We start from the raw sequence: 22,500 nt of genomic DNA, 5'->3' as shown, positions 1-22,500 counted from the left end.
GCTCATAATCCGCTGCTAGGTTTTCCCCTTGGGCAAGCGCCGTCCGATCCGGGCGGCGCGCCTGCCGGACATCCACCGGGCCCGACAACGCCCGACAGGAGGGAGGGAAGCCGCAGTGACGCCGTTCGATTTCCCGCCTTCCACCTCTTCGTTCACGGCGGAGCCGCATATGGACGAACCCGCCTTCACCGCCGCCGGCTTGGCCGTTCCGGTCACTCCGCTCTCCTCCTCGCAGGATTGCGCCGCCGCCCTTGCCCGTTTCCAGCGCCAGCCGGAGCTTGCCGCCCTGCCGGTGGTCGACGGCGACGGCCGCGTCGCCGGACTGCTGGAGCGCGGCCGGCTGCTGCTGGACGGCAGCGGCGAGGGGGGCGGCGAGAGGATCGGCACGCGGACGGCCGCCGACCTGATGGATCCGCATCCGCTGCTGATCGACGGCGCTACTCCGCTGGCGGAGATCGGGCGGCGGTTGGCGCGGCTGAAGCCGGCGGCGCTGGTGACCGGCTTCCTGGTGGTGGAGCAGGACCGCTATCTGGGCGTCGGCACGGTCACCGGGCTGATGGCGCGCTCTGCCGAACAGACGGAACTGCGCGCCCGCCAGCTGGACGAGGCGCGCCGGCAGGCAGAGCAGGCGATCCGTGCCAAGACCGCCTTCCTCGCCAACATGAGCCACGAGATCCGCACGCCGCTGACGGCGATGATGGGCTTCGCCGAACTGCTGGAGCAGGAGGTGCTGGGACCGCACGCCATTCCGCTCTATCGCGAATATGCCCGCGACATCGCCGAAAGCGGCCGGCACCTGATGGAGCTGATCAACGACCTGCTCGACCTGTCGAAGGCCGATGCCGACCGGCTGGAACTGGTGGACGGGACGGTGGATGTGGTGCGGGTGGCGATCGGCACGGCGCGGCTGCTGGCCGAACGGGCCGCGCGCCATGGCGTCAGCATCGCCACCGCGGTGCCGCTGGATCTGCCGCCGCTGCGGGCGGACGAGCGCAAGCTGCGCCAGATGCTGCTGAACCTGCTGTCCAACGCGGTGAAGTTCACGCCGGCCGATGGAATCGTAACGCTGCGCGGCCGCGTGGCAGCGGACGGTGAGCTCTGGCTGTCGGTCTACGACACCGGTATCGGCATGACCGGGGAGGAACTTGCCAAGGCGCTGGAGCCCTGGGGACAGGTGGACAGTGCGCTGGCCCGCAGCCAGGTCGGCACCGGGCTGGGCCTGCCCCTGACCAAGCGGCTGATCGAGCTGCATGGCGGCCGGCTGGACGTGGTCAGCCGCCGCGACGAGGGCACCACCATCTCGCTGGTCTTCCCACCCCGGCGGGTGGGGCGGGGCTAGAGTGTGATCGGTTCAAGCGGAAGCGCTTGAAGCGTGAATCACACGGAGAACCAAAAGCCTAGCGTCTGTCTGGTGCTTCAATAAGCATCAGACAGACGCTGGAACGGAAAAGCCCCCTTCTCCGGAGAGAACGGGGCTTTCCTTCAGACTTTCCCGGCGCTGGCGATCCTTACGCCAGCCCCTTCTCCATCGCGCTCGCCAGACGGCGGGCGAAGGCGGCGGGGTCGGGCAGGGGTTCGCCCTCGACGATGCGGGCCTGGTCGAGCAGGAGCCAGGCCGCATCCTCCAGCGCGTCGGTGGCGCCGCTGCCCTTGGCCCGGTCGGCCAGCCGCTTGATCAGGGCGTGCGACGGGTTGATCTCCAGGATGCGCTTGCCGACCTCGCCGTTCAGCTGCTTGTGCTGCTTCAGCAGGCGCTCCAGATGCATGTCCATGTCGTTGTCGTCGGCCACCAGACAGACGGCGCTGTCGGTCAGGCGTTCGGACTTGCGGACATCCTTCACCGCATCGGACAGGGTCAGCTTCAGCAGGGCCAGCAGGTCGGTCAGCTCACCCTCCGGCGTCTTCTCCTCCGGCTTCTCGGCCTCTTCGCCCTTGATCTTGCCGAGATCGGCGCCGCCGCGGGTCACCGACTTGAAGGGCTTGCCGTCATAGACGCCGACCGACGGCATCCAGAACTCGTCCACCGGGTCGGTCAGCAGCAGAACCTCGACGCCCTTGGCCTTGAAGCCTTCCAGCTGCGGGCTGCGCAGCAGGGTGTCGATGTCGTCGCCGCTGATGGTGAAGATGGCGTCCTGGCCCTCCTTCATGCGGGCGACATACTGCTCCAGCGACACCAGCTCGTCGCCGGCGGTGGTGCGGAAGCGCAGCAGCTTCAGCAGCTCGTCCCGGTGCTCGTAGTCCTCGTAGAGGCCTTCCTTCAGCACCGCGCCGAAGTTTTCCCAGAAGCTGTCGTACTCGGCCGCGTTCTCGCCGTCCTTGGCCTTCTTCGACAGCTCCGACAGGACGCGCCGCGTGATGCCGGCCTTGATCTTGGCCAGCATCGGGTTGTGCTGCAGCATCTCGCGGCTGATGTTCAGCGGCAGATCCTCGCTGTCGACCACGCCGCGCAGGAAGCGCAGGTAGGGCGGGATCAGCCCTTCGGCCGCGTCGGTGATGAAGACGCGCTTGACGTACAGCTTCACCCGATGGGCGCGCTTGGGGTCGAACAGGTCGAAGGGCTTGGTCGAGGGCACATAGAGCAGGTTGGTGTATTCCAGCGCCCCTTCGGCCCGCCAGTGCAGGGTCAGCCACGGATCGTCGAAGGCGTGGCCGACATGGTGGTAGAATTCCTTGTACTGGTCGGCGGAGATCTCCGACTTCGACCGGGTCCACAGGGCCGACGCGCTGTTCAGCGCCTTGGCCTCGTCACCCTCGCCGAACAGGATCGGGATGGCGATGTGGTCGGAATATTTGCGGACGATGCCGCCGAGACGGGCCTCGTCGAGATACTCGTCGTCGCCCGCGCGCAGATGCAGGACGATCTGCGTGCCGCGCGGCAGGCCGTCGGCCTCGGCAACGGTGAACTCGCCCTTGCCGTCGGACTCCCAGCGCCAGCCGGTGGGCTCGCCGGCCTTGCGGGTCAGGACCGTCACCTTGTCGGCGGCCATGAAGGCGGAATAGAAGCCGACGCCGAACTGGCCGATCAGGTTGACGTCCTTCTTGCCGTCGCCCTTCTCCGCACCGTCCAGCGACTTCATGAAGGCGGCGGTGCCGGAGCGGGCGATGGTGCCGAGATTCTCGACCAGATCGTCGCGGTTCATGCCGATGCCGTTGTCGGCGACGGTCAGGGTCCGCGCGTCCTTGTCGACCAGCAGGCGGACCTTGAGGTTCGGATCGTCGGCCGAGAGTTCCGGCTGGGTCAGCGCCGCGTAGCGCAGGCGGTCGCAGGCGTCCGACGCGTTGGAGACCAGTTCGCGCAGGAACACTTCCTTCTCGCTGTAGAGCGAGTGGGCGACGATGTCGAGCAGACGGCTGACCTCGGCTTGAAAACTGAGCCGTTCCTCGGTCATGGGGGCACCTTCGTTGGTTTTTGCACGGGTGTTGGCGTCAAGACGGCGGAGATATGTGAAAGCATCCCGGCCGTTCAAGAGGCTTGTGCCGTGCAACCGCGGGAGGTGTGCGGCGGGGTGTCGCGGTGGAGGGACCTGAACCGGAGGTCCCGTTTCCTTCCTCCCGCCTTCTGCCTCCGTTCGCCGCGTCCGGCGTGACGGCCTTCATTCCATGTGCGGGGATTCGCTGTAGAGCTGTTCCGCCAGCCCTTTCCGGTACATGGCGTCGATCTGCTCGACCGTCAGATCCGCCAGTCCCGCCTGGTCCTTCACCATCTGGCCGGGAGACGGCATGTCGTGCGGCACCGACCAGGCGTCCGGTTGCCACAGATGGGACCGGCGCAGCGCCTTGCCGCAATGGAGGAAGGCTTCCCGCACTGACAGGCGGATGGCGGCCTTCGGGGTGCGTCCCTCCTCCCTCAGCCGTTCGAGCAGGGACGGGGCCGTGGTGACGGTGGCGATGCCGTTGACCCGCAGGAAGATATCCACCTCCGGCACCAGGAACACCAGTCCGCAGCCGCCGTCGGAGGTGAGGATGTTGGTGATCGACGAAAGCTTGTTGTTGCCGGGCCAGTCGGGCAGAGCCAGCGTGTGGCGGTCCTCGGCATGGACAAAGCCCGGACGCCCGCCGCGCGGCGAACAATCCATCCCGCTTTCCGCCATGGTGGCGACGAAGACCAGCGGCGATTCGGCGACGAAGCGCAGGCAGTGATCGTCCAGGAAGGGAAAACTCATCTTCACGATGCGCTCGGACGGCATGTCGTAGAGCTGCCGCAGCGCCTCGACCGTGTGGATGCGATGAGGATCCATGGGCGTTCCTCTGCTGGGCCGCGGTACGCGGCGACGGGTAAACTAACGTTGTTAGATTTGACCTAACGGCGTTAGTTTGTCAATCCCGGCAGGAAGAAGCGGACTCAAGAGCCATGCGTGTGCAGCGACAGGACATCATCGACGCCGCGATGACGCTGCTGGATGAGGTGGGGATCGAGGGGCTGACGATGCGGCGCCTCGCCGGGGCGCTGCGGATCCAGGCGCCGTCGCTCTATTGGCATTTCGCCGGCAAGCAGGCGCTTCTCGACGCGATGGCCGACGCCCTGCTGGCGGAGATGAAGCTTCCTGCCGAATCCGGCCTGCCCTGGGACGAGTGGCTGCGGGAGATGGCGACGGAGTTCCGCCGTGCCTTGAAGTCCAGGCGCGACGGGGCGCGTGTCTATGCCGGAACCTTCCCGGTCATGGACAATGTTCTGCGCATCAGCGACCGCACCATTGCGACCCTGCGTGCCGCCGGCGCCGACGAGCGCACGGCCGCCCATATGCTGTTCACGGTGCTGTATTTCGTGATCGGCTTCACCATCGAGGAACAGGCGACCCTGCCGTCTCCCGGTGGAAACGGCGAGGGGATCGACCTGAAACGGGTGGCGCAGCAGCTGACGGCGGAGCAGGAGGCACGCTATCCCCACGCCGCCGCCACGGTGAGGCTGCTCATCGCCGACAATGATGACGACGCCCGCTTCCGGTTCGGTCTGGACCGTCTGATCGACGGGTTGAGGGCTGCCGTCCCTGTTTCCGGCTCCAATTCAAAAAAAGCCCCCGATTCCGGTTTGCCGGAATCGGGGGCTTTGCTGGTCTGAAGCTTCGGCGTGCCGTCTGCCGGGCTTACTTCTTCTTCGGCTTTTCCGCCGGGGCCGGGGCGGGTTCGCTGCCGCCGGCCAGCAGGGCGGTCATGTCGGCGCCGTTCAGCAGGAGCTGTCCGGCCTCCGTGATGTCGATCTTGTAGGTGCGGGTGTCGGCGCCGGTGTCGTCCTTGCCGGCCTGCCCCAGGGCCTGCACCATCGCCAGACCGGCGAGCAGATCCTGGGTCTCCTTATCGGGCTTGGCGCCGGGGGCCGGCTGCATCGCCTTTACCGCGGCGTCGATGCCGCGCAGCAAGACGGTGGCGCCGCCGGTGACGCCGAAGGCGGCCTGGGTCGCGACCTTGACCGCGCCGGTGGCGGTGGCGGCCGTCGCCGGGGTGTCGAGGTTCAGCGCGTCGATGCGCAGCTCGGTCCCGGCTTCGCCCATCGCGGCCATCGCCTGCTGCATGACCACGTCCGCCGAGGGCGACGCGGGCGCGGCCGCCTTGGCCTTGGCGCCCTTCTTCGCCGGCGGGGCCTCTTCGGCCTCGGCTGACTTGGCCAGCTCGGTGAAGGCCTTCCACAGGGCGCTGTTCGGCAGCTTGGCGACCGACAGCTTCATTTCGAAGGCGCGCGGGGTGAAGGCGACCGGAGCCGGCGACGGCGTCATGGTGAAGTCGCGCGCCTCGATGCCCATGCTGACGGTGGACATCGCCTGATCGAGATCGGTCAGGCCGCTGCGGAAGGCGAGATGGCCGAGAGCCACCGCGGTGCCGTCCTCCGGATTGACGAAGGACAGGTTGGACAGGCGCATCGCGCCGCTGATGCCGCCGAACATACCCTGGAGCTTGGGCAGCAGTTCGGAGCTGGTCGGCGCCACGCCCTTGGCGGCGGTCTGTTCGGACAGCTTCTGCAGCGCGCTGACCTTGGTCAGGTCGACGCGGCTGTAGGTCGCCTCGGTGGTGACGCCGCCGATCTTCATCAGCTCCTTGTTCTTGTCGTCCTGCACCGACAGACCGCCGAAGGCGAAGGCGGCCGGGCCGCTCCACAGGGTGGCGCCGCCGGTCCCGGTCTCCGGCTTCAGATCCTGCACCATGGTCATGGTGGCGATGGACACCTTGCCCTTGCCGCCGGCGGCGGTGACCGCCAGATCGTTGAAGGCGCCGTCGACCGTCAGCAGGGTTTCCAGCGCACCCGACCAGGTGCTGGTGAAGGACTGCTTGCCGATGGTGATGGTGGCGGCATCGACATATTCGTCGTTGTCGTCGAGGTTCTGCACCTTCATGGCGCTGGGCAGCGTGATCGACACGCCGTACTGGCTGTCGTCCTTCGGCGTCACCGCCAGCAGGATGGTGCCGATGTCGAACAGGGTGCCTTCCGCATCCTCGGCTGACAGGCGCGGCAGGGCGACGTCGTAATGGTCGCCGGCCGGCTTGACCGTCGGTTCGCCCTCCCATTCGAATCCGATGCCCTCGCCATCCTCGGCGGGCGGCGGGAACCAGCGCGGCAGATCCTTCTTCAGCGACGCGGCGAGCGCCTTGGCACCGGCGTCGTCGACGGCCGGGGCGGCCTGGGCAGGCGACCAGCCGGCCACCAGAGCCAGCATGCCGCCGGCGATCAGGGCGGGCCTGAGGGAACGGACCGGCAGGGCCGGAACGGGCAAAGAACGGCGGAGACGCATCGAGCACCTACTCCCAACTACGATTTAGGGAGCACGTTAAGCTTGATACGCTCGGCCGGTCCATGCCCCTCTTGGGCGAAATCCCAACAGGATATTAAAAATCCAGGTCGGCATAGTGCTTGGGCGGCGGGCAGCCGGTGATGTTGTCGGCCAGCAGCGCGCGGAAGCTGGGGCGCGACTTGATACGGGCGTACCAGTCCTTGGCCTCCGGGCTGCGGTCCCACGGCACGTTGTCGATGTAGTCGAGGCAGGACAGCTGCACCGCGGCGGCGATGTCGGCCAGGGTGAAGGACGACCCGGCCAGCCAGGGCCGGCGCTCCGACAGGAAGGCGATGTAGTCGAGGTGGTAGGTGACGTTGGCCAGCCCGGCGCGAATCGCCGGTGCGAAGGGGTGGCCCTGGCCGGACAGCCGCTTGATCAGCTTTTCGCCGACGAGGTTTTCCGCCACCTCGCGTTCGAACTTGTGGAGGAACCAGTCGGCGACCCGCCGAACCTCGGCCCGTGCCGCGATCTCGCGCGGCAGCAGGGGGGTGTCGGGATAGGCCTCCTCCAGATATTCGATGACGGCGAGGCCGCCGGCGACGACCGTCCCGTCCTCCTCCACCAGCACCGGAACCTCGGCGGCCGGGTTCAGCTTCAGGAATTCGGTCCGCCGTTCCCACGGCCTTTCGACCACGGGTTCGAAGGGCAGGCCCTTCTCGGCGAGCATCACGCGCGCGGTGCGCGACAGGGCGTGGATCGGGTGGTGGTACAAGGTTCGCATGGCGGCGGGACTTTACCGCAACGCCGCAAACGAAAACAGCCCGCGCATCCGAGCCAGATCGTCTCGTTGGAGGAAGTTTCGCGGGGCAAGCGGGAGGACGGGGGGAGCAGCCATCTACCCCGCCCGCGACAGGCGGTAGAGCACCAGCGCGTCGGGCTGGTTCGACGCTTCGCCGACCGGAGTCCAGCCGTTGCGTTCGTAGAAGGCGCGGGCGTCGGCGTTGCGGGCGGCACAGGCCAGCTCGGCCGGCCGGGCACCGCCCTGCAACAGGCCCAGCGCCTCGCGCAGCAGGGCCGATCCGATGCCGCGCTTGCGCCAGCCGGGGTCGATGAACAGGTTGTGGATGATGCCGGCCTTGGGATCGAGCGAGACGAAGCCGACTACCGTCCCGTCCGTCTCGGCCACCAGCACCGAATCCTCGCGGACGCAGTCGTAGTAATCGTCCAGCCCGAACCGGTCGGCGGGCTGCCAGGAGAAGGCCTGGCGGCGGCCGTGCAGGAAGATCTCGGCACATCGGGTGGCGTCGGCGTCGCGGGCGGAACGGATCGCGATGCGCACCCCTTCGCCGGCCGGCATGCCTGTCTCCTTCCGTCCGTTGCGCCCGATCGCGAGGATCAACCGGATACCGGTCAGACTATTCCACCGGCGGGGCGTGCGGAAACGGTCCTTTCGTCCTGTCCGGCCAGCGGGCGATCAACAGGCGATCAGCGCTGCGGCTTGTCTTCGCCGCTTTTCCCGGTGGTGCCCTTGTCGGCAGGAGGCTTGCCGTTCGCCGCCTTGTCCCCGGCGGCGGAGGGGGAGTCGGTCGCGCTGTCCGGCGCGCGCGCCGGCTCGTTGGCGGCGTTGCCGAGTAGCCCGGCCTCGCGGTAAAAGCGCTCCGCCCCCGGATGCAGGGGAACCGAGACGTTGGCGACCGCGCGGGCGGGATCGAAATTGCGGCCCTGCGGATGCCCGTCGGCCAGGACGCGACGGGTGTTCTCGTGCCACAGAGCGCGGACGACGCCATAGATCAGGTCGGGATCTCGATCGGCGCGGGTCAGCAGCTCCGCCCCCAGGCTCAGCGTCGGGGTGGTGGCGCTGCCGGGATAGGCGTTGGCCGGGATTTCCTGCTCGATGTAGAAGCGCTGGCTGCGCAGCAGCCGGTCGGCCGGTTCGCCGTCCAGCGGCACCAAGCGGATGGGAACCCGCGCCGCCACGTCGCTGACCGCCGCCACCGGATAGCCGCCGACCATGAAGAAGCCGTCCAGCTCGCCCTTCGCCAGCCGGTCGGCCGCGGTGCCGGGCTTGAGGTAGAGCGGGGTGATCGTGCTTTCCGACAGGCCGTAGGCGTCCAGGATCAGCCGCGCCTCGACCAGCGTGCCGGAGCCTTCCTCGCCGAGCGAGATGCTGCGGCCCTTCAGGTCGGCCATGCGGTCGATGAAGCCGTCGGAGCGGACGACGATCTGGATCGCCTCCGCATAGAGCATGCCGAGCGAGCGCAGCTCGGTGAACGGGCGCTTGCCAGTGAAGCTGCCGGTGCCGCTGTAGGCCCAATAGGCGACGTCGGCCTGGGCGAACCCGGCCTCCACCGTGCCGGCGCGCAGCATCTCGACATTGTCGACCGAACCGTTGCTGGCCTGCGCCACCACGATCAGGCCGGGGATGCCGCAGCTTCCGCCCTTGTCGCAGGGGCGGGAGCCCGGCGGGTTGGAGATGGCGTTGGCGATCAGCCCGCCGATCGGGAAATAGGTGCCGGAGGTGGTGCCGGTGCCGATGCGGAAATAACGGAGGTCCTGCGCAGCGGCCGGACCGCTCAACAGTCCGCCGCCCAGCAGCGGGGCCAGGGCCACCCCTCCCATCAGCCCGCCCAGCAGATGGCGGCGGGTCAGAACGGGTTGAGTCAGGGGAGCCGCATCGGAATGCGGCCCAGGTCCCGGAGAGTGGAGCCCCGGCGGGGGTGGGCAGGCTTTTGCGGCTGCGCGGGGCACCGGATCGTTCCGTTCGTCTGGCCCGTGCGTCCCGAGCGGGAAGGGCGGGGAGGGGAAGGTCGTGCCTTCAAAGATTTCCGCGCAACCCGGTCATTTCAAGGCGCATCCGGTCAAATCACGCCGACGAGGTCGAGAACGCCGGCGACTGCTACCGCACCGCCACACAGACGCACGGCGCGGTCCGACTCGGCCTGCGTCACCGCAATCGACAGACCCAGCCCGCCGCAGGCCACCAGCATCAACCCTGACGCGAAACCGGCCCAATAGAGCGGCGGTCCCTGATGCGCATGGCCGTGGAACACCGCGGCAACCGCAGCAACCAGCACCGCCACCACCGCCGGGGCGCGCACCCCCAGCGCCACCAGCGACCCGACCACCACCAGCGAGGCGGCCAACCCCGGCCCGGCATAGGGCAGCCGCACGCCCATCTGGGCGGCGAAGCCCGCGGCCAGCGCGGCGGTCACCGCGGCGGCCGGCACCTGCCACACCGCGGTGCCGCCGGACTGTCCGGCCCACATGCCGATGCCGAGGATGCCCAGCAGATGCTGCAACACCCACACCGGCGTGGTCAGCCCGTTGCCGAAGGCCCCCGTCACCGTCGTCATGCGCCCGCATCCCCCGTCCGTTCAGCTCCAGCTGCCGGTATGGCGGCTGAGCGGGTGCAGGGTCAAGTCGTCAGGACCGGCGCTGACACCGGCGCCGAAGGGGGGAGGCGGGGTTGCCGCTACCGCGCCAGCGGGTCGCCGAATTGGCGCAGGTCGTTCTCGCGCCGCATCAGGTCGCGCTGGCCCAGCGGGTCGAGCCGGCCCATGGCGTCGTCGGTGCGCATGCGGTCGACCTCCGGCCGGATCAGGTCGCGCTTGAAGGCGTCTGTGGCGCTCTGGGACGAGGGCGGGGGCGGCACCGGGATCGGGCGCGGCGGCTGGGGCAGGGCGGCCGGGTCGGGCGGCGGCGACGAACTGCCGCGGCGGCGTTTGGGCGGCGGCTGGTCGGTGCTGTCCGGGTCGCGGCGGATTTGCCGGTCGTCGGTCTGCCGTGACTCGGTCTGCCGGGACTGGGCCGCGGCGGCGGGTCTGGAGTCGGTCCGTGACTGCTCCGCCTGGATCTGGCTCCAGGTTCGTCGCTCGCCCCCGCCGGGAACGACCGTCTGGTTGTAGACGGGCGGAAAGGCCTGGGCGCGGCCGGGCGTGTCGTCGCGCAGGTCCGACGGCGCGCAGGCGCCGGCCGCCAACAGGAGAAGGAGCGGAGCCAGACGGCTGACGACCGGATGGCGGGCGAAGGGCGGGGGATGTGGGGTCATGTACGGAATGTCGGCACTACCGAACGTTTCGGCAAGATGACCCCAAAGGAGGGACTCCCCTTGCGGCCGAGCCAGCGCTAGAATGTTCTTTGTTTGTTCTTTTCTGTAGGGTTTTCTATGACGCATCCCCCTCACCACATGCCCTTGTCCCCCTCTCCCCCCCGGGGAGAGGGTCGGGGTGAGGGGGATGCACCGCGTGCCTGCCCCGAAGGTCCCGCAGCGCGTCCCCCTCACCCTAACCCTCTCCCCGCCTTTCGGCGAAGCACAGCTTCGCCTGTCGGCGCCGTAAGCCAAGCTTACGGCGGGGGGGAGAGGGGATTTTGGAACGGGAGAAAAGGGAGCCGCCGCATGCTCGCCCTGTGGCTGCCGCGCCTGCCGACCGACGCGCGGGAGCGGCTCATGCCGCCGGAGTTGCGCGCACGTCCCTTCGTCCTGCTGCGGACGGAGCGCCAGCGGCGGATGGTGGTCGCGGTCAACCGGGCGGCGGCAATGCTGGGGATCGCTCCCGGCCACACCCTCAGCGATGCCCGTGCGCTGGAACCGATGCTGGAGGCGGCGGAGGCGACGCCGGAGGCCGATTCGGTCCTGCTCGGCCGCATTGCCGACTGGGCGCGGCGCTACAGCCCCTGGACCGCGGCGGACGAACCGGACGGGGTGGTGATCGACCTCACCGGCTGCGCCCATCTCTTTGGGGGCGAGCCGGCGCTGGCCGCCGACCTGACCGGCCGGCTGCGCGCCGCCGGCTTCGCCGCCCGCGCCGCCATCGCCGACACCCCGGCCGCCGCCTGGGGGCTGGTGCGGTTCGGCAGTCCGGAGCAGCGTCGTCACGAGGTGTTGGACGGCCTGCCGCTCGCTGCCCTGCGGTTGCCGGCGGAGACGGTGGAGGGGCTGCATGCGCTGGGCCTGCGCCGGATCGGCGATTTGCATGCCATGCCGCGGGCGGGGTTGGCGGCGCGGTTCGGGGCCGGGTTGATGCAACGGTACGATCAGGCCTTCGGCCGGCTGGACGAGCCGATCTCCCCGCGCTGGCCGGTGCCGGACCATCGCGAGCGCCTGACCTTCGCCGAACCGATCGCCACGCCCGAATCGATCGCCAGGGCGCTGCGCCATCTGCTAGGGAGGCTGTGCAAGGGGCTGGAGGCGGCAGGGCAGGGGGCGCGCCGGCTGCGGCTGGATGCCCACCGCACCGACCAGCGGGTGGACGACGAACCGCAGAGCCTGACGCTCGGCACCAGCCGCCCGGCGCGCGACCCGGCGGCGCTCGCCCGGCTGTTCGCCCCGCTGCTGGAGCGGATCGAACTTGGGTCGGGGCCGGGGCTGGAAACCCTGGTGCTGTCGGCGACCGAGACGGGACCGCTGTCCGCCGTCCAGACCGCAATCGACGGAGGGGAGGCCGGGGACCAGGGGAATGACGACCAACTGGCCGAACTGGTCGACCGGCTGACGTTGCGGCTGGGGGAGCGGGCGGTGCTGCGGCTGGTGCCGCGGGAAAGCTGGCTGCCGGAGCGCTGCGTGGCGCCGCATCCGCCGATGGAGCGCCTGCCGGCGCCGAAGCCCTGGCCCGCCGGGCAGCCGCGCCCCCTGCGCCTGCTGACCCCGCCCGAGCCGGTGGAGGCCACCGCCCCGCTGCCCGACGACCCGCCGCTGCTGTTCGTCTGGCGCGGCGTGCCCCACCGTGTGCGCCGGGCCGAAGGGCCGGAGCGGATCGAATGCGAATGGTGGCGTGGGCAGGGGTCGCTGGGGCTGGCGGTGCGCGACTACTACCGTGTGGAGGATGACGGCGGCCGGCGGTTCTGGCTGTTCCGCGCCGGCCTGTACCGCCCTGACGAGACCCCGCGCTGGTTCCTGCACGGGTTTTTGGCGTGAGGTGTCGGGCAGCCGCCCGCTTACCCTGCCCGGTCGAGCTGCTTCAGGAAGGCGATGTAGCGGTTGATGTCCTCCATGCGGCGGGCGTGGTCGTTCATGTCGGACAGGCGGCCTTCGATGGACTTCTGGGCGCCCTCCACCTCGTCGATCACCGCATGGATGTCGGTCTGCAACTCCTGCGAGGCGGTGGCGGCCTCGTCCATGCGGGCGCTGGTGTCGTCCAGCTGGCCGCCGACGGAGCGGACGGAGGTCACCACCTGGTCGATGGCGCGGCGGGTGTCGGCCAGAGTCTGCTTGGTGTCGTTGGCCAGCTTGCGCACCTCCGCCGCCACCACGGCGAAGCCCTTTCCGGCCTCGCCGGCGCGGGCGGCCTCGATGGTGGCGTTCAGCGCCAGCAGGTTGGTCTGGCTGGCGATGCCGTCGATCACCGCCAGCACCTTCTCGATGCTCTTGACCACGGTGGACAGCTGGTTGAACTCGCGGACCAGAGCCTCCTTGCGGTCGGCGTGGCCGTCGAACAGGGTGGCGTGGCGGTTCAGCGTCGCCTCGATCGCCGACATCGAGCCGCCGATGCGCGCGGCATAGCTGGCGGTCTCCTGCACGCCGCCGGTCAGCGTCACCAGCGCGTCGAGATAGCTGTGCATCCGCTCGATCACGCTGTTGCGGATGCGGCTCAGCAGCTCAAGCCGGTTGTAGCGGGTGGCGATGAAATAGCTCTGGAACCGGGCGTAATGCACCGGGAAACGGTCGACCATGTCGTCGGAGAAGGCGGTGCCGGGCGGCACCTCGAAGAACATCAGCGCCGACAGGGTCTGGTTGATGTTGATGCCCAGCAGCTCGCCGAAGGTGGAGAAGCCGGCGGCGGCCAGCCCGTCGAAGGCATGAACACGCGAGAGCTGGTCGGGGTTGTTCAGCCGGCGCAGGATGCAGTCGTTCAGGATGGCGCCGACCGGCCGCGGCTTGTTGCGCAGATAGGCCGAGAGGTCGTCCTCCGTCTGGCGGACGAAATCGGTCGCCTCCACCAGGCACAGCGAGTCGCCGGGATTGACGTCGCAGTAGAAGGCGACCTCCCCCTTCTCGAAATCGAAGCCGGAGATGGAGCGGACGAACAGCTCTCCCTCCATTTCGATGGCGAAGGTGTTCTTCGCCAGCTTGCCCGGCAGTTCCTGCGGCTTGCAGCGCAGGGATTTGGCGAGCGCGTCGATGAAGCCGACGACTTCGAAGCCGTCGCAGTCGATCACGCTGCGCACGATGCGGCGCATCGGGTCGGCGTCGACCACGGCGAAGCGGGTCTGGGTCGGCCGGAAATTCTGCGACTTGAAGATGCCGTAGCGGATGCCGGGCGCCATCTTCAGGAAGATCGTCACCGCCACGTTCTCCAGCACGCGCTGGCCGTCGAACAGATGGGTGTTGCGGAAGTCGAGCTTGCCGCCGGCCGAGCCGCCGATGAACAGGCAGGGGAAATGGCCGGAACGGTAGACCGCCTCCATGAACCAGCTTTCGCTGGCCGATAGCCCGTCGATGAAGGTCAGCGCCACCGTGTCGTGGCTGTCGACCGGGAAGGGGACGCGGATGCGGTCGAGCTCGCCGCGGATCGCCTCCACCCGTGCCGCCACGTCGCGGGTCGGGCGGCCGCCGCGCAGATCGTCGCAATGCAGCGGGACCGTCTGGACGCTGACCCCGGCGAACAGGCGCGGGCTGAAGGATTGCAGCACCACGCTGTCCCAGCGGTCGCCGGCCTTGCGGTAGAGCGGCTGGCCCTCGGCCGCGCACAGCTCGCCCGCGGTGGAGACCAGCACCAGCTGGGTCGCCGCCGGCAGGGCGGAGCGGACCGCCCGCGCGGTGGCGGCGAAATCGACATGCGGCGACACGAAGCCGACGACCAGCGCCGGTGCCCCGTCGGCGAAACTCAGCCCGTCCAGCGCCGCGGCGCCGATCTGCCCCGCCGGCAGGCACAGGCTGCGGATCGGCTGTTCCGCCGGTCCGTCGGCGTGCGCTGCCGGTTCGGACCTGCCGACCGGGGTGCCGGGGATGGGGGAGGTCGGGGAGTCCGAGCGGAAGAAAGACAGCATGCTGGCGAATCCTCGGTCGTCTTTGTTGTTCATTCCGCGCACCGGCGGTGCCCGTTTTCTGCTGTGAATGCCCGGGTATGGCTCATTTTGCCGACAATTTAGCTGCCGATTGGTAGCGTTTCCTGTCGGGGGGACTCCGTATCCGGCTGCGGCCTGTCGCCGCATCCATCGTCAGGTTGGGCTGTAGGCAGATGCGGCGGGCTGGAGTGGCGGGCCGGGCGGCGGTCGATTCCGCTTGTGGGGCCAGCGGAACATTGGCATAAGGCAATCCATAGGCCTGGGGTGCCGTGCGGTGGTCGCGCGGCTGAGAACACACCCATCGAACCTGTCTGGGTAATTCCAGCGAAGGGAGCCGCCGCATGATCCATGCGCCAGAACCGCATCCATATTCCGTTTCCGCGCCGGGACTCCGCCCGTCCGCCGCCCGTCCTTCCGTTGCCATCGTCGGCGCCGGCTGCATCGGCCTCGCCATCGCCTGGAGGCTGGCGTCGGCCGGCTGCCGCGTCGATGTCTTCGAGCGGGGGGAGGCCGGGCGCGGCGCCACCCATGCCGCCGGAGGCATGCTGGCCGCCTGTGTCGAAACCGAGCCGGGCGAGGAGGGGCTGCTGCCGCTGACCCGCGCGTCGCAGGCCCTGTGGCCGGACTTCGCCCGCGATCTCGAAGCGGCGGGCGGCATGGCCGTCGATCTGCGCAGCGAAGGCACGATGGTCATCGCGCTGACCGCCGACGATGCCGCGAAGGTCCGCTTCCTGCACGGTTTCCAGCGCGATCTGGGATTGCCGGTGGAGTGGCTGAGCGGGGCCGAGGTGCGGCGACGCGAACCCTTCCTGCAACCGGGTGTCGCCGGCGCCCTGTTCTGTGCCGGCGACCATCAGGTCGACAACCGCAAGGTCGCAGCCGCCTTGCGCCGCGCCGCCGAGGCTGCCGGCGCCCATCTGCATGAGCGGTGCGGCGAGGTGGCGCTGGCGGTGGAGGGCGGGCGCGCCGTGGGGGTGCGGGTTGCCGAGACGCTGCACCGGGCCGACCGGGTGGTGCTGGCCGCCGGGGCGTGGTCGGCCGGGGTGCCTGGGCTGCCACCCGCCGCCCGGCCGCCGGTACGTCCGGTGAAGGGCCAGATGGTCTGCCTGCGCATGGACCCCCGTCTGCCGCTGCTGCGCCATGTGGTGTGGACGCCCGGCACCTATCTGATCCCGCGGCTGGACGGCCGGCTGCTGATCGGCGCCACGACGGAGGAGCGCGGCTTCGACGACCGCCTGACCGCCGGCGGCCAGTTCGCCCTGCTGGACGGGGCGTGGCGGGCGCTGCCGGGCATCGCCGAGCTGCCCATCGAGGAAGCCTGGGCGGGTTTCCGTCCCGGCAGCCGCGACGATGCGCCGATCCTGGGTGAGAGCGGCATTCCCGGCCTGATCCACGCCACCGGCCACCACCGCAACGGCATCCTGCTGACCCCGGTGACCGCCGACGGCATCGCCCGTCTGGTGCTGACCGGCGAGACCGACCCGCTGCTGCGCCCCTTCGCCGCCGACCGCTTCGTCGCTGCGGGAGCCGCCGCATGAGCGCCGTTTCACGTGAAGCCATCCGCGTCAACGGCCGCGAAGAGCCGCTGTCCGCCGCCTCCGTCGCCGAGTTCCTGGCCGGGCGCGGCATCGCCGCCGGAACGCTCGGCGTCGCGGTCGCTTTGAACGGCGCTGTGGTCCCCCGCCGCCGCTGGCCGGAGACTCCGCTCCAGCCCGGCGACAGCCTGGAAATCGTCCGCCCCATCCAGGGCGGCTGACCGTCACATTTCCCTCTCCATCGCCACCGGATGCGCACATCCCGCAACATAGGAAGCGGAATTCCGGTGGTGCGAAGCGGGAGAGGGCCTTTGCAAAAGGCTTCCCCCATGTCCCCAACCGACATGTCCCAAACCGACACCCTCACCATCGCCGGGCGCAGCCTCGGCTCGCGGCTGTTCCTCGGCACCGCCGGCTATCCGAACCAGCAGGTGATGCTCGACGCGCTGGCGGCCAGCGGCAGCGAGCTGGTCACGCTGGCGATCCGCCGCATCAGCCTGGACGGCTATTCGGAAAGCCTCGTCGACGTGCTGGCCCGCGCCACCGCCGGGCGGGCGGCCGGGCCGGTCGGGCTGCTGCCCAACACCGCCGGCTGCATGACCGCCAAGGAGGCCGTGCTGACCGCCCAGCTGTCGCGCGAGGCGCTGGACACCACCTGGATCAAGCTGGAGGTCATCGGCGACCGCGAACTGCTCTATCCCGATGTGGAGGAACTGCTGCGCGCGACGGAGGAATTGGTGAATGACGGCTTCGTCGTGCTGCCCTATTGCAACGACGATCCGGTGACCTGCCGCAAGCTGGCCGACCTGGGGGCCGCGGCAGTGATGCCGCTGGGGGCCTTCATCGGGTCGGGCATGGGCATCCGCAACCCGCACGCCATCGAGACGATCTGCGCCCGCAGCCCGGTGCCGGTGGTGCTGGATGCCGGCATCGGCACCGCCTCCGACGCGGCGCTGGCGATGGAGCTCGGCTGCGCCGCCGTTCTGCTGAACACGGCGGTGTCGAAGGCGCGCGACCCGGTGCGGATGGCGGCGGCGATGCGCGATGCGGTCAATGCCGGCCGCGCCGCCCATCTGGCCGGCCGCATGCCGATGCGCGCCCATGCCGAACCGTCCAGCCCGCAGATGGGCCTGATCGGCGGCTGATACCGGCCAATTGCGGAGCAACCGGAGGGCGGCCGGGGTGGGCAAGGTGACGCGCACTCCGTTCGGCCGCTTGATCCGGCGGGGCGGCTGACGCAGGCTGTGGCGCACCGCCTCCCTTGGCGCACCGCCTCCCATGGCGTCCATCTGCCGGAGACCCTTCCCTTGCCCGCCACCTTCGAACCCCGCACTCCCGATTGGAAGGCGCGCTGCTTCGCGTCCTTCGAACAGCAGCCGATCTGCAAGACGCTCGGCATCGAACTGGCGGCGATGGAGCCGGGCTTCTGCGAGATGCGCTTGCCCTTCCGTGCCGACCTGACGCAGCAGCACGGCTTCTTCCATGCCGGCATGGTCAGCACGCTGGCCGACAATGCCGGCGGCTATGCGGCGCTGAGCTTGATGCCGGCCGGGGCGGAAGTGCTGGCGGTGGAGTTCAAGATCAACCTGATGTCGCCGGCCAAGGGCGACGTCATGATCGCCCGCGCCCGCGTGGTGAAGCCGGGCCGCACCCTGGTCATCACCCAGGTCGAGGTGTCGATGCTGGACGGCGGTGTCGAGAAGGACTGCGCCCTGATGCAGCAGACCACCTTCTGCGTGATGCCGAAATGACGTTTCAACCGGTTCGAAAGGGCTTTTCCATGCTGTCTGCCCGTCTGTTGTCCGTGCCCGCCGCCCTGCTGCTGGCCGGCGGTATCGCCGTGCTGGCCGCCGCCCCGGCCGAGGCCAAGGACCCGCCCTCCTGCGCCGCCATTTCCTTCCGCTCGCTGCCCAGCGGCGCGCCGGACGGCGAACAGGATGCCGGCCTCTACAAGTCGCGCTTCGGCAAGATCGAGGTGAAGGCCGACGTCAAGGGCGGGCAGGCCACCAGCTATTACATGGTGCTGAACGGCAAGAAGGTGGACGGCCCGGCCAACCCGCCGAAGATGTCGGAAGCCTGCCTGAAGTCCAAGCACGTCAAGGTCCCGGTCGCCAAGCAGACCCAGGGCACCTGCACCGGCACCCGCTTCCGCGTCGTCGTCGACCGGTCCAGTGGCAAGCCGGTCGCCGCCTTCTTCGGCCTGCAGGGCGAGGATTGGGCCTATTGCAGCGCGACGACGCTGTAGGGACGGAAGCCTGAAAGGGGGGCGGCCCCCGCCCCCTCGACTTCTCAGATCGCCAAAGCCTTCACCCGCTCCCGCAAGGTCTGTCGTGCCGCTTCCAACTCGGTGCGGGCGGTGGTCAGGTCGCGGGCCAGGGCATCCAGGCGGTTTTCCGCCTCCGCCATCTTCGTCAGCGTGCGCTTGTGCAGGTCGCTGCCGGCCGGCAGGGCCTTCAGGTTCTCGCGCAGCCGGTCCTGGTCGGCGATGCGCTCGGTCCGCTCGCGCTCCAGTTCGGCGATGCGGCGCTCCTTCTCGGCGACGGCGGACCGCAGGCCGGCGAGCGTGGTCAGCGCCTGACGCACCTCCGGCGGCAGTTCGGGGGCGGCGGCGCGGGCGGCGATCTGGTCGGCGCTCAGGTCGGTCAGCACGATCCGCTCCTGCCGCGGCCGTTCCAACGTCGCGGTCAGCGTCACCGTCTTGCCGGCCGGCACCGCCAGCGGCAGGCGGTAGGCGCCGGCCGTCGCCTCCGTCTTGTCGTCCGCCGGCTCGGCGAGGTCCCAGCCGGGGCGGCGCGGATGCTCGATCACCACGCTGCGGTCGGTGTCCGGGGCGCCCGCCACCGTGTAGGTGGTGCTCTGCCGGTCGGTGACCGACAGGGTCAGCACGCCATCGGCAAGGGCGGCGCGGGACAGCCGGCGGCTCGGCTTCTCCTCGCGGTCGATTGTCACCGCCTGGTCGACGGCGAAGGACAGCAGACGGCTGTCGCCCGCCGGCAGGGTCGCCATGCGCGCGTCGCCGACATAGGCGCTGGTCTCCGCCCCGGTGCCGCCGGTCCGGTCATAGAAGGTCAGCAGCCCCGGCGGCAGGGCGGTGTCGCCGTCGTTGCGCAGCCGCAGCGACGCCAGCGGGTGACGGGCGTCGGTGCCCGGCTGGTAGAGCGCCACCCGCTCGACCGGCAGGCTGCGGACGGCGATCGGCATCATCAGCGTCCCGCCGTTCGGCACGCTGACCGGCTGCGGGTAATGGAACAGCACCTGCGCGCCTTCCGCGGCACCGGCCTCGGCACCGCGCACCGCGGCCATCGCCGGCGTCCCGGCGGCGCTGCCGTAGGGCGCCACCTTCGCCAGCGGCTCGCCCATCGGTGCCGGTGCCATGGCCGGGGCGGGGGGCGGCGGAGCGGCCATCGCCGCGGCGGGCGGCACCCCGGCACGCGAGGCTTCGGACTGCGCCCGCATCGCCGGATGGGCATCGTTCAGCGTCACCGTGCCCTCGTCCGCGGTGGGCAGCACCCGGCCCAGCACCTCAACCGGCACCTCGGGCCGTTCGACGAAGTAGGGGGTGTAGAGCGCTTGGCGCAGGGTAACCGGATTGCCCGACACCACCGTCAGATCGACACCTTTCCAGTCCTCGCCGCTGAGATTCTCCAGCACCGCCCAGCCCTGCAGGGCGCCGTTGCCCTCCTTCGCCGCCCCGGTTTGCGGCTGCCCGCCCTGCGTCATGCTGAGCCGGTAGGTCGCCTTCCACAGCGGCATCTCCGCGACATAGCCGACCCGGACCCGCCGCTCGCCGGCGGCTTGGCCATCCTGCGGCGTCCCTTGCGGCGCCCGGCTGTGCACGGTCAGTTGCCGCCGCTCGCGCCGGGCATTCTCCGCCACCGCCGACAGCGCCCGGTCGATCTGGGCCTGCACTGCCGGATCGGTGAAGCGCAGCGCATCCGCCTCCTCCAGCACCAGCTGGCGCAGTCCGTCGGCGGTCATCAGCGTCACCCGGTGGCGCGTGGCGGTGGCGCCGTCGCCGCCCGGCAGCCGCACCGTCTCCTCCGTCACCGACATCAGCCGGCCGGTCAGCTGGCGGGAGCCGCCGGACGTTACCTCCGCCCCGCGCATCGCGTTCAGCAGAGCAGCGGGGGAGGTGAGGTCGCCCGCCGAGAAGGGCAGTTCGCGGAAGGCGGTGTCCAGCGGTTCGGCGCCGGCCAAACCGATGGTGCCGACGCCGCCCTTGTCGTCATAGACGACGATGCTTTTCAGCACGTCGTCGACCTGATCGCGCCGCACCTCCAGCGACAGGTCGGCATCGCCGCTGACCGTCGCCTCATATTCGAAATAGCCGACGCCGCCGGTGGACAGCAGAACCCGAGTCAGCGCCAGCTGCCCGCCGGTTGGTCCGTCCGCCGCGGCCCAGGCGGCCGGGGTCGCCATCAGCAGGGCGGTGGAGGCGAGAAGGATGGCACGGGTCATGATTGTCTCTCCGGTTCTGTTGCTCCCGACCGTCGGCATAAGCGCGAATTCGGGCGGGATTAGGGAGAGCGTTGCCGGAGGGGTCGGATAAGGCCGGCAGGGTGGGGCCCGTGCGTCAGGGCGCCGCCGTCAGCCAGCGTTCCATCATCGTGCGCCACAGCGGTGCGCCGTTATGGGCCGTGACCTGTGCCACGTTCGGCGCGCAACCAGGATTGCAGTCCTGATGGTGGCTGCAACGTTCCGCCACCGGACGGCGGTTGCCGTCGGCCGGCAGGCGCCTCGCGGTCCTGGAGTGGGCCGGGGAGTGGGCCGTGGCGTGCGATGCGGGGCGCTGGTGCGGCATCGGCAGTGCCGGGGCGGTGCAGCCGGACATGATCGTGGTCTTGTCCCAGTCTTTCGGGGTCCAGTCTTTCGGTCGGGCCGTCAGCCCGGCCGCCCGACCGAGCGCGCCGAGTCGAGGTGGCGCCGCGCCTCGCCCAGCAGCAGCCGGTGCTGCGCCAGCGTTTCGCGGATCGGGCCATGCTGCCCATAGACCCGCACCTCGTTCAGCAGACGGTCGGCGCGGTCGAGCAGGGCCAGACGCTCCAGACAATGATCGATGTTCGACATGGCGGCGCATTCCCCATCACGGCATTGGTCCGGCGCTCCGTGGCGGGCAACCGTCCCCTGTTCGATGGTCTGGATTTAAACCGCAGCGTGTTTCCGGTTAATGTCTGCGCAAGGGTACTTTTGTGTCGCCGGATCGGCAGGGGGTTTCAACCAACTCACGCGGTGGGCGAAAGAGCCGCGGCTGTTACGGGGTTGTAACGCATTGCGTGGCGCTCGCGCGTGAGATAAGAAGGTTTGGGGAGGTAACAGGCATGCATATTCTCGCGGTCGACGACGACGAGCCGATTCGGGAGCTTTTGGCCTCATATCTGGCGGGAGAGGGGTACCGGGTCACGACGGCGCAGGATACCGCATCGGCCCGGCAGGCCCTGGATGGCGAACCTGTCGATCTCGTGGTCTGCGACCTGCGTCTGCCCGACGGTGACGGTCTGGGGCTTGTCCGCCAGATCCGCACCGAATCGCAGATCCCCGTCATCATCCTGTCTTCCAAGGATCAGGATGTCGACCGCATCGTCGGGCTGGAGCTGGGCGCCGACGATTACCTGACCAAGCCCTTCAACCCGCGCGAACTGCTGGCCCGCATCAAGGCGGTGCTGCGCCGCGTCTCCAACGACGCCCGCCCGGCCCGCAGCCCCGAAGAGCTGCGCGCCGTCGTGCAGTTCGCCAATTGGGAACTCGACCTCACCGCCCAGCGCCTGCGCGGCCAGGAGGGGCGCGAGGTGGAGCTGACCAAGGCGGAGTTCGGCCTGCTCGCCGCCTTCGTCAAGCGGCCGCAGCGGGTGCTGACCCGCGACCAACTGCTCGACCTCACGCGGGTCGACGGGGCGGAGGTGTTCGACCGCTCCATCGACGTGCTGATCCTGCGCTTGCGCCGCAAGATCGAGGCGAACCCGAAGGAACCCCGCATCATCAAGACCGAGCGCGGCGCCGGCTACGTCTTCGACGCCAAGGTCCGTACCGTCTGACAGGTACACGGTGCCCGTCCGGCCTCCTCCCCCTAGCTGCCCCGGACGCCCCCTGGACGCCTTCCCACGCCCGCGTTAGCCTTTTCTGAAAATCTTCGGAGAGGAAACGCGCGTGTCTGATCCCATCGATTTCTATTTCGACTTCGGCTCGCCCTACGGTTACTTCGCCAGCCTGCGCATCGACGAGCTGGCGGCGAAGCATGGCCGCACCGTCATCTGGCACCC

The 22,500-nt window shown here is 69.6% G+C and carries 21 protein-coding genes and 1 riboswitch (1 of these 22 running past the window's edge); of the genes, 10 read left to right on the top strand and 11 right to left on the bottom strand.

The genetic code is table 11. The annotated features are described in order from the left end of the window. Positions 1 to 169: 169 nt before the first annotated feature. Complete coding sequence (locus ABNQ40_RS28015) at positions 170 to 1,339, top strand: HAMP domain-containing sensor histidine kinase (protein WP_109048051.1); 1,170 nt, start codon at positions 170 to 172, stop codon at positions 1,337 to 1,339. Positions 1,340 to 1,508: 169 nt separating this feature from the next. On the opposite strand, the gene htpG is transcribed toward ABNQ40_RS28015, so the two are convergent. After that, on the bottom strand, positions 1,509 to 3,389 hold the full coding sequence (gene htpG, locus ABNQ40_RS28010) for a molecular chaperone HtpG (protein ID WP_109048050.1): 1,881 nt from the start codon (positions 3,387 to 3,389) through the stop codon (positions 1,509 to 1,511). A gap of 204 nt (positions 3,390 to 3,593) precedes the next feature. After that, positions 3,594 to 4,238 (bottom strand): MSMEG_1061 family FMN-dependent PPOX-type flavoprotein, encoded by a 645-nt coding sequence (locus ABNQ40_RS28005; RefSeq protein WP_391348040.1) that lies wholly within the window; start codon positions 4,236 to 4,238, stop codon positions 3,594 to 3,596. 113 nt (positions 4,239 to 4,351) lie between these two features. On the opposite strand from ABNQ40_RS28005, the gene ABNQ40_RS28000 reads away from it, so the two are divergent. Then, positions 4,352 to 5,059, top strand: a complete 708-nt coding sequence (locus ABNQ40_RS28000) for a TetR/AcrR family transcriptional regulator C-terminal domain-containing protein (protein ID WP_109048048.1) — start codon at positions 4,352 to 4,354, stop codon at positions 5,057 to 5,059. Between the two features lie 25 nt (positions 5,060 to 5,084). Here the strand turns inward: ABNQ40_RS28000 and ABNQ40_RS27995 are convergent, their stop codons facing one another. The 6 genes from ABNQ40_RS27995 to ABNQ40_RS27970 all read right to left on the bottom strand — a co-directional run bounded on the left by ABNQ40_RS27995 (position 5,085) and on the right by ABNQ40_RS27970 (position 10,752). After that, the gene (locus ABNQ40_RS27995) at positions 5,085 to 6,722 is read right to left on the bottom strand and encodes a hypothetical protein (RefSeq protein ID WP_391348037.1); all 1,638 of its coding nucleotides are present in this window, start codon (positions 6,720 to 6,722) and stop codon (positions 5,085 to 5,087) included. Positions 6,723 to 6,816: 94 nt separating this feature from the next. Further along, positions 6,817 to 7,485, bottom strand: a complete 669-nt coding sequence (locus tag ABNQ40_RS27990; protein ID WP_109048046.1) for a glutathione S-transferase family protein — start codon at positions 7,483 to 7,485, stop codon at positions 6,817 to 6,819. A gap of 114 nt (positions 7,486 to 7,599) precedes the next feature. Beyond that, complete coding sequence (locus tag ABNQ40_RS27985) at positions 7,600 to 8,061, bottom strand: GNAT family N-acetyltransferase (protein WP_109490726.1); 462 nt, start codon at positions 8,059 to 8,061, stop codon at positions 7,600 to 7,602. Positions 8,062 to 8,189: 128 nt separating this feature from the next. Then, positions 8,190 to 9,323: a TAXI family TRAP transporter solute-binding subunit gene (locus tag ABNQ40_RS27980; protein WP_109048045.1), complete on the bottom strand. Its 1,134-nt coding sequence runs from the start codon at positions 9,321 to 9,323 to the stop codon at positions 8,190 to 8,192. A 239-nt stretch (positions 9,324 to 9,562) separates the two neighbouring features. Further along, a complete protein-coding gene (locus ABNQ40_RS27975) occupies positions 9,563 to 10,057 on the bottom strand; it encodes a HupE/UreJ family protein (protein WP_377810063.1) in 495 nt (164 codons plus the stop codon). 119 nt (positions 10,058 to 10,176) lie between these two features. Continuing rightward, positions 10,177 to 10,752, bottom strand: coding sequence for a hypothetical protein (locus ABNQ40_RS27970; RefSeq protein WP_391348033.1), 576 nt, complete (start codon positions 10,750 to 10,752; stop codon positions 10,177 to 10,179). A gap of 348 nt (positions 10,753 to 11,100) precedes the next feature. Between ABNQ40_RS27970 and ABNQ40_RS27965 the strand changes: the two genes are divergently transcribed. Continuing rightward, positions 11,101 to 12,618 carry a DNA polymerase Y family protein gene (locus ABNQ40_RS27965; protein ID WP_109048042.1) on the top strand — a complete coding sequence of 506 codons (1,518 nt, stop codon included), beginning with the start codon at positions 11,101 to 11,103 and terminating at the stop codon, positions 12,616 to 12,618. 20 nt (positions 12,619 to 12,638) lie between these two features. On the opposite strand, the gene ABNQ40_RS27960 is transcribed toward ABNQ40_RS27965, so the two are convergent. Next, positions 12,639 to 14,690: a methyl-accepting chemotaxis protein gene (locus ABNQ40_RS27960; RefSeq protein WP_391348030.1), complete on the bottom strand. Its 2,052-nt coding sequence runs from the start codon at positions 14,688 to 14,690 to the stop codon at positions 12,639 to 12,641. 268 nt (positions 14,691 to 14,958) lie between these two features. After that, positions 14,959 to 15,058, top strand: a riboswitch (TPP riboswitch). Here ABNQ40_RS27960 and thiO point away from each other — a divergent pair. The 5 genes from thiO (at position 15,050) to ABNQ40_RS27935 (ending at position 18,488) form a co-directional block, all read left to right on the top strand. Then, positions 15,050 to 16,246, top strand: coding sequence for a glycine oxidase ThiO (thiO, locus tag ABNQ40_RS27955; RefSeq protein WP_199235431.1), 1,197 nt, complete (start codon positions 15,050 to 15,052; stop codon positions 16,244 to 16,246). Its footprint overlaps the riboswitch before it by 9 nt. Further along, positions 16,243 to 16,464 carry a sulfur carrier protein ThiS gene (gene thiS / locus ABNQ40_RS27950; RefSeq protein WP_109052009.1) on the top strand — a complete coding sequence of 74 codons (222 nt, stop codon included), beginning with the start codon at positions 16,243 to 16,245 and terminating at the stop codon, positions 16,462 to 16,464. Before thiO ends, thiS begins: the two co-directional genes overlap by 4 nt. Positions 16,465 to 16,587: 123 nt before the next feature. Next, complete coding sequence (locus tag ABNQ40_RS27945; RefSeq protein WP_109491194.1) at positions 16,588 to 17,388, top strand: thiazole synthase; 801 nt, start codon at positions 16,588 to 16,590, stop codon at positions 17,386 to 17,388. Between the two features lie 162 nt (positions 17,389 to 17,550). After that, on the top strand, positions 17,551 to 17,994 hold the full coding sequence (locus ABNQ40_RS27940; protein WP_098740586.1) for a PaaI family thioesterase: 444 nt from the start codon (positions 17,551 to 17,553) through the stop codon (positions 17,992 to 17,994). A gap of 29 nt (positions 17,995 to 18,023) precedes the next feature. Beyond that, positions 18,024 to 18,488: a hypothetical protein gene (locus ABNQ40_RS27935; RefSeq protein ID WP_247880082.1), complete on the top strand. Its 465-nt coding sequence runs from the start codon at positions 18,024 to 18,026 to the stop codon at positions 18,486 to 18,488. 44 nt (positions 18,489 to 18,532) lie between these two features. Here the strand turns inward: ABNQ40_RS27935 and ABNQ40_RS27930 are convergent, their stop codons facing one another. After that, entirely contained in the window at positions 18,533 to 20,701 is a 2,169-nt protein-coding gene (locus ABNQ40_RS27930) for a hypothetical protein (protein WP_109052011.1), read from the bottom strand. A 423-nt stretch (positions 20,702 to 21,124) separates the two neighbouring features. Continuing rightward, positions 21,125 to 21,310 (bottom strand): hypothetical protein, encoded by a 186-nt coding sequence (locus ABNQ40_RS27925; RefSeq protein WP_109052013.1) that lies wholly within the window; start codon positions 21,308 to 21,310, stop codon positions 21,125 to 21,127. A gap of 251 nt (positions 21,311 to 21,561) precedes the next feature. Between ABNQ40_RS27925 and ABNQ40_RS27920 the strand changes: the two genes are divergently transcribed. Next, a complete protein-coding gene (locus tag ABNQ40_RS27920) occupies positions 21,562 to 22,275 on the top strand; it encodes a response regulator (RefSeq protein WP_042696260.1) in 714 nt (237 codons plus the stop codon). A gap of 112 nt (positions 22,276 to 22,387) precedes the next feature. Then, on the top strand, positions 22,388 to 22,500 hold the 5' portion of the coding sequence (locus ABNQ40_RS27915) for a 2-hydroxychromene-2-carboxylate isomerase (protein ID WP_109052014.1). 502 nt of this gene lie beyond the right edge of the window; the window shows 113 of its 615 coding nt (coding positions 1-113); the start codon lies at positions 22,388 to 22,390; its stop codon lies beyond the right edge, outside the window.

Origin of the sequence: Azospirillum sp. A23, assembly GCF_042938965.1 — a bacterium.
In the GTDB taxonomy this organism is placed as follows: Bacteria; Pseudomonadota; Alphaproteobacteria; order Azospirillales; family Azospirillaceae; genus Azospirillum; species Azospirillum melinis.
The sequence above is the reverse complement of the archived record's forward strand: the minus strand, read 5'-3'. Positions and strand labels throughout refer to the sequence as shown.

Excerpts from the sequence above, each read along its gene's own strand:
- ABNQ40_RS28015 (WP_109048051.1), top strand. The coding sequence starts at position 170 with ATGGACGAACCCGCCTTCACCGCCGCCGGCTTGGCCGTTCCGGTCACT.
- htpG (WP_109048050.1), bottom strand. The coding sequence starts at position 3,389 with ATGACCGAGGAACGGCTCAGTTTTCAAGCCGAGGTCAGCCGTCTGCTC.
- ABNQ40_RS28005 (WP_391348040.1), bottom strand. The coding sequence starts at position 4,238 with ATGGATCCTCATCGCATCCACACGGTCGAGGCGCTGCGGCAGCTCTAC.
- ABNQ40_RS28000 (WP_109048048.1), top strand. The coding sequence starts at position 4,352 with ATGCGTGTGCAGCGACAGGACATCATCGACGCCGCGATGACGCTGCTG.
- ABNQ40_RS27995 (WP_391348037.1), bottom strand. The coding sequence starts at position 6,722 with ATGCGTCTCCGCCGTTCTTTGCCCGTTCCGGCCCTGCCGGTCCGTTCC.
- ABNQ40_RS27990 (WP_109048046.1), bottom strand. The coding sequence starts at position 7,485 with ATGCGAACCTTGTACCACCACCCGATCCACGCCCTGTCGCGCACCGCG.
- ABNQ40_RS27985 (WP_109490726.1), bottom strand. The coding sequence starts at position 8,061 with ATGCCGGCCGGCGAAGGGGTGCGCATCGCGATCCGTTCCGCCCGCGAC.
- ABNQ40_RS27980 (WP_109048045.1), bottom strand. The coding sequence starts at position 9,323 with ATGGGAGGGGTGGCCCTGGCCCCGCTGCTGGGCGGCGGACTGTTGAGC.
- ABNQ40_RS27975 (WP_377810063.1), bottom strand. The coding sequence starts at position 10,057 with ATGACGACGGTGACGGGGGCCTTCGGCAACGGGCTGACCACGCCGGTG.
- ABNQ40_RS27970 (WP_391348033.1), bottom strand. The coding sequence starts at position 10,752 with ATGACCCCACATCCCCCGCCCTTCGCCCGCCATCCGGTCGTCAGCCGT.
- ABNQ40_RS27965 (WP_109048042.1), top strand. The coding sequence starts at position 11,101 with ATGCTCGCCCTGTGGCTGCCGCGCCTGCCGACCGACGCGCGGGAGCGG.
- ABNQ40_RS27960 (WP_391348030.1), bottom strand. The coding sequence starts at position 14,690 with ATGCTGTCTTTCTTCCGCTCGGACTCCCCGACCTCCCCCATCCCCGGC.
- thiO (WP_199235431.1), top strand. The coding sequence starts at position 15,050 with ATGATCCATGCGCCAGAACCGCATCCATATTCCGTTTCCGCGCCGGGA.
- thiS (WP_109052009.1), top strand. The coding sequence starts at position 16,243 with ATGAGCGCCGTTTCACGTGAAGCCATCCGCGTCAACGGCCGCGAAGAG.
- ABNQ40_RS27945 (WP_109491194.1), top strand. The coding sequence starts at position 16,588 with ATGTCCCAAACCGACACCCTCACCATCGCCGGGCGCAGCCTCGGCTCG.
- ABNQ40_RS27935 (WP_247880082.1), top strand. The coding sequence starts at position 18,024 with ATGCTGTCTGCCCGTCTGTTGTCCGTGCCCGCCGCCCTGCTGCTGGCC.
- ABNQ40_RS27930 (WP_109052011.1), bottom strand. The coding sequence starts at position 20,701 with ATGACCCGTGCCATCCTTCTCGCCTCCACCGCCCTGCTGATGGCGACC.
- ABNQ40_RS27925 (WP_109052013.1), bottom strand. The coding sequence starts at position 21,310 with ATGTCGAACATCGATCATTGTCTGGAGCGTCTGGCCCTGCTCGACCGC.
- ABNQ40_RS27920 (WP_042696260.1), top strand. The coding sequence starts at position 21,562 with ATGCATATTCTCGCGGTCGACGACGACGAGCCGATTCGGGAGCTTTTG.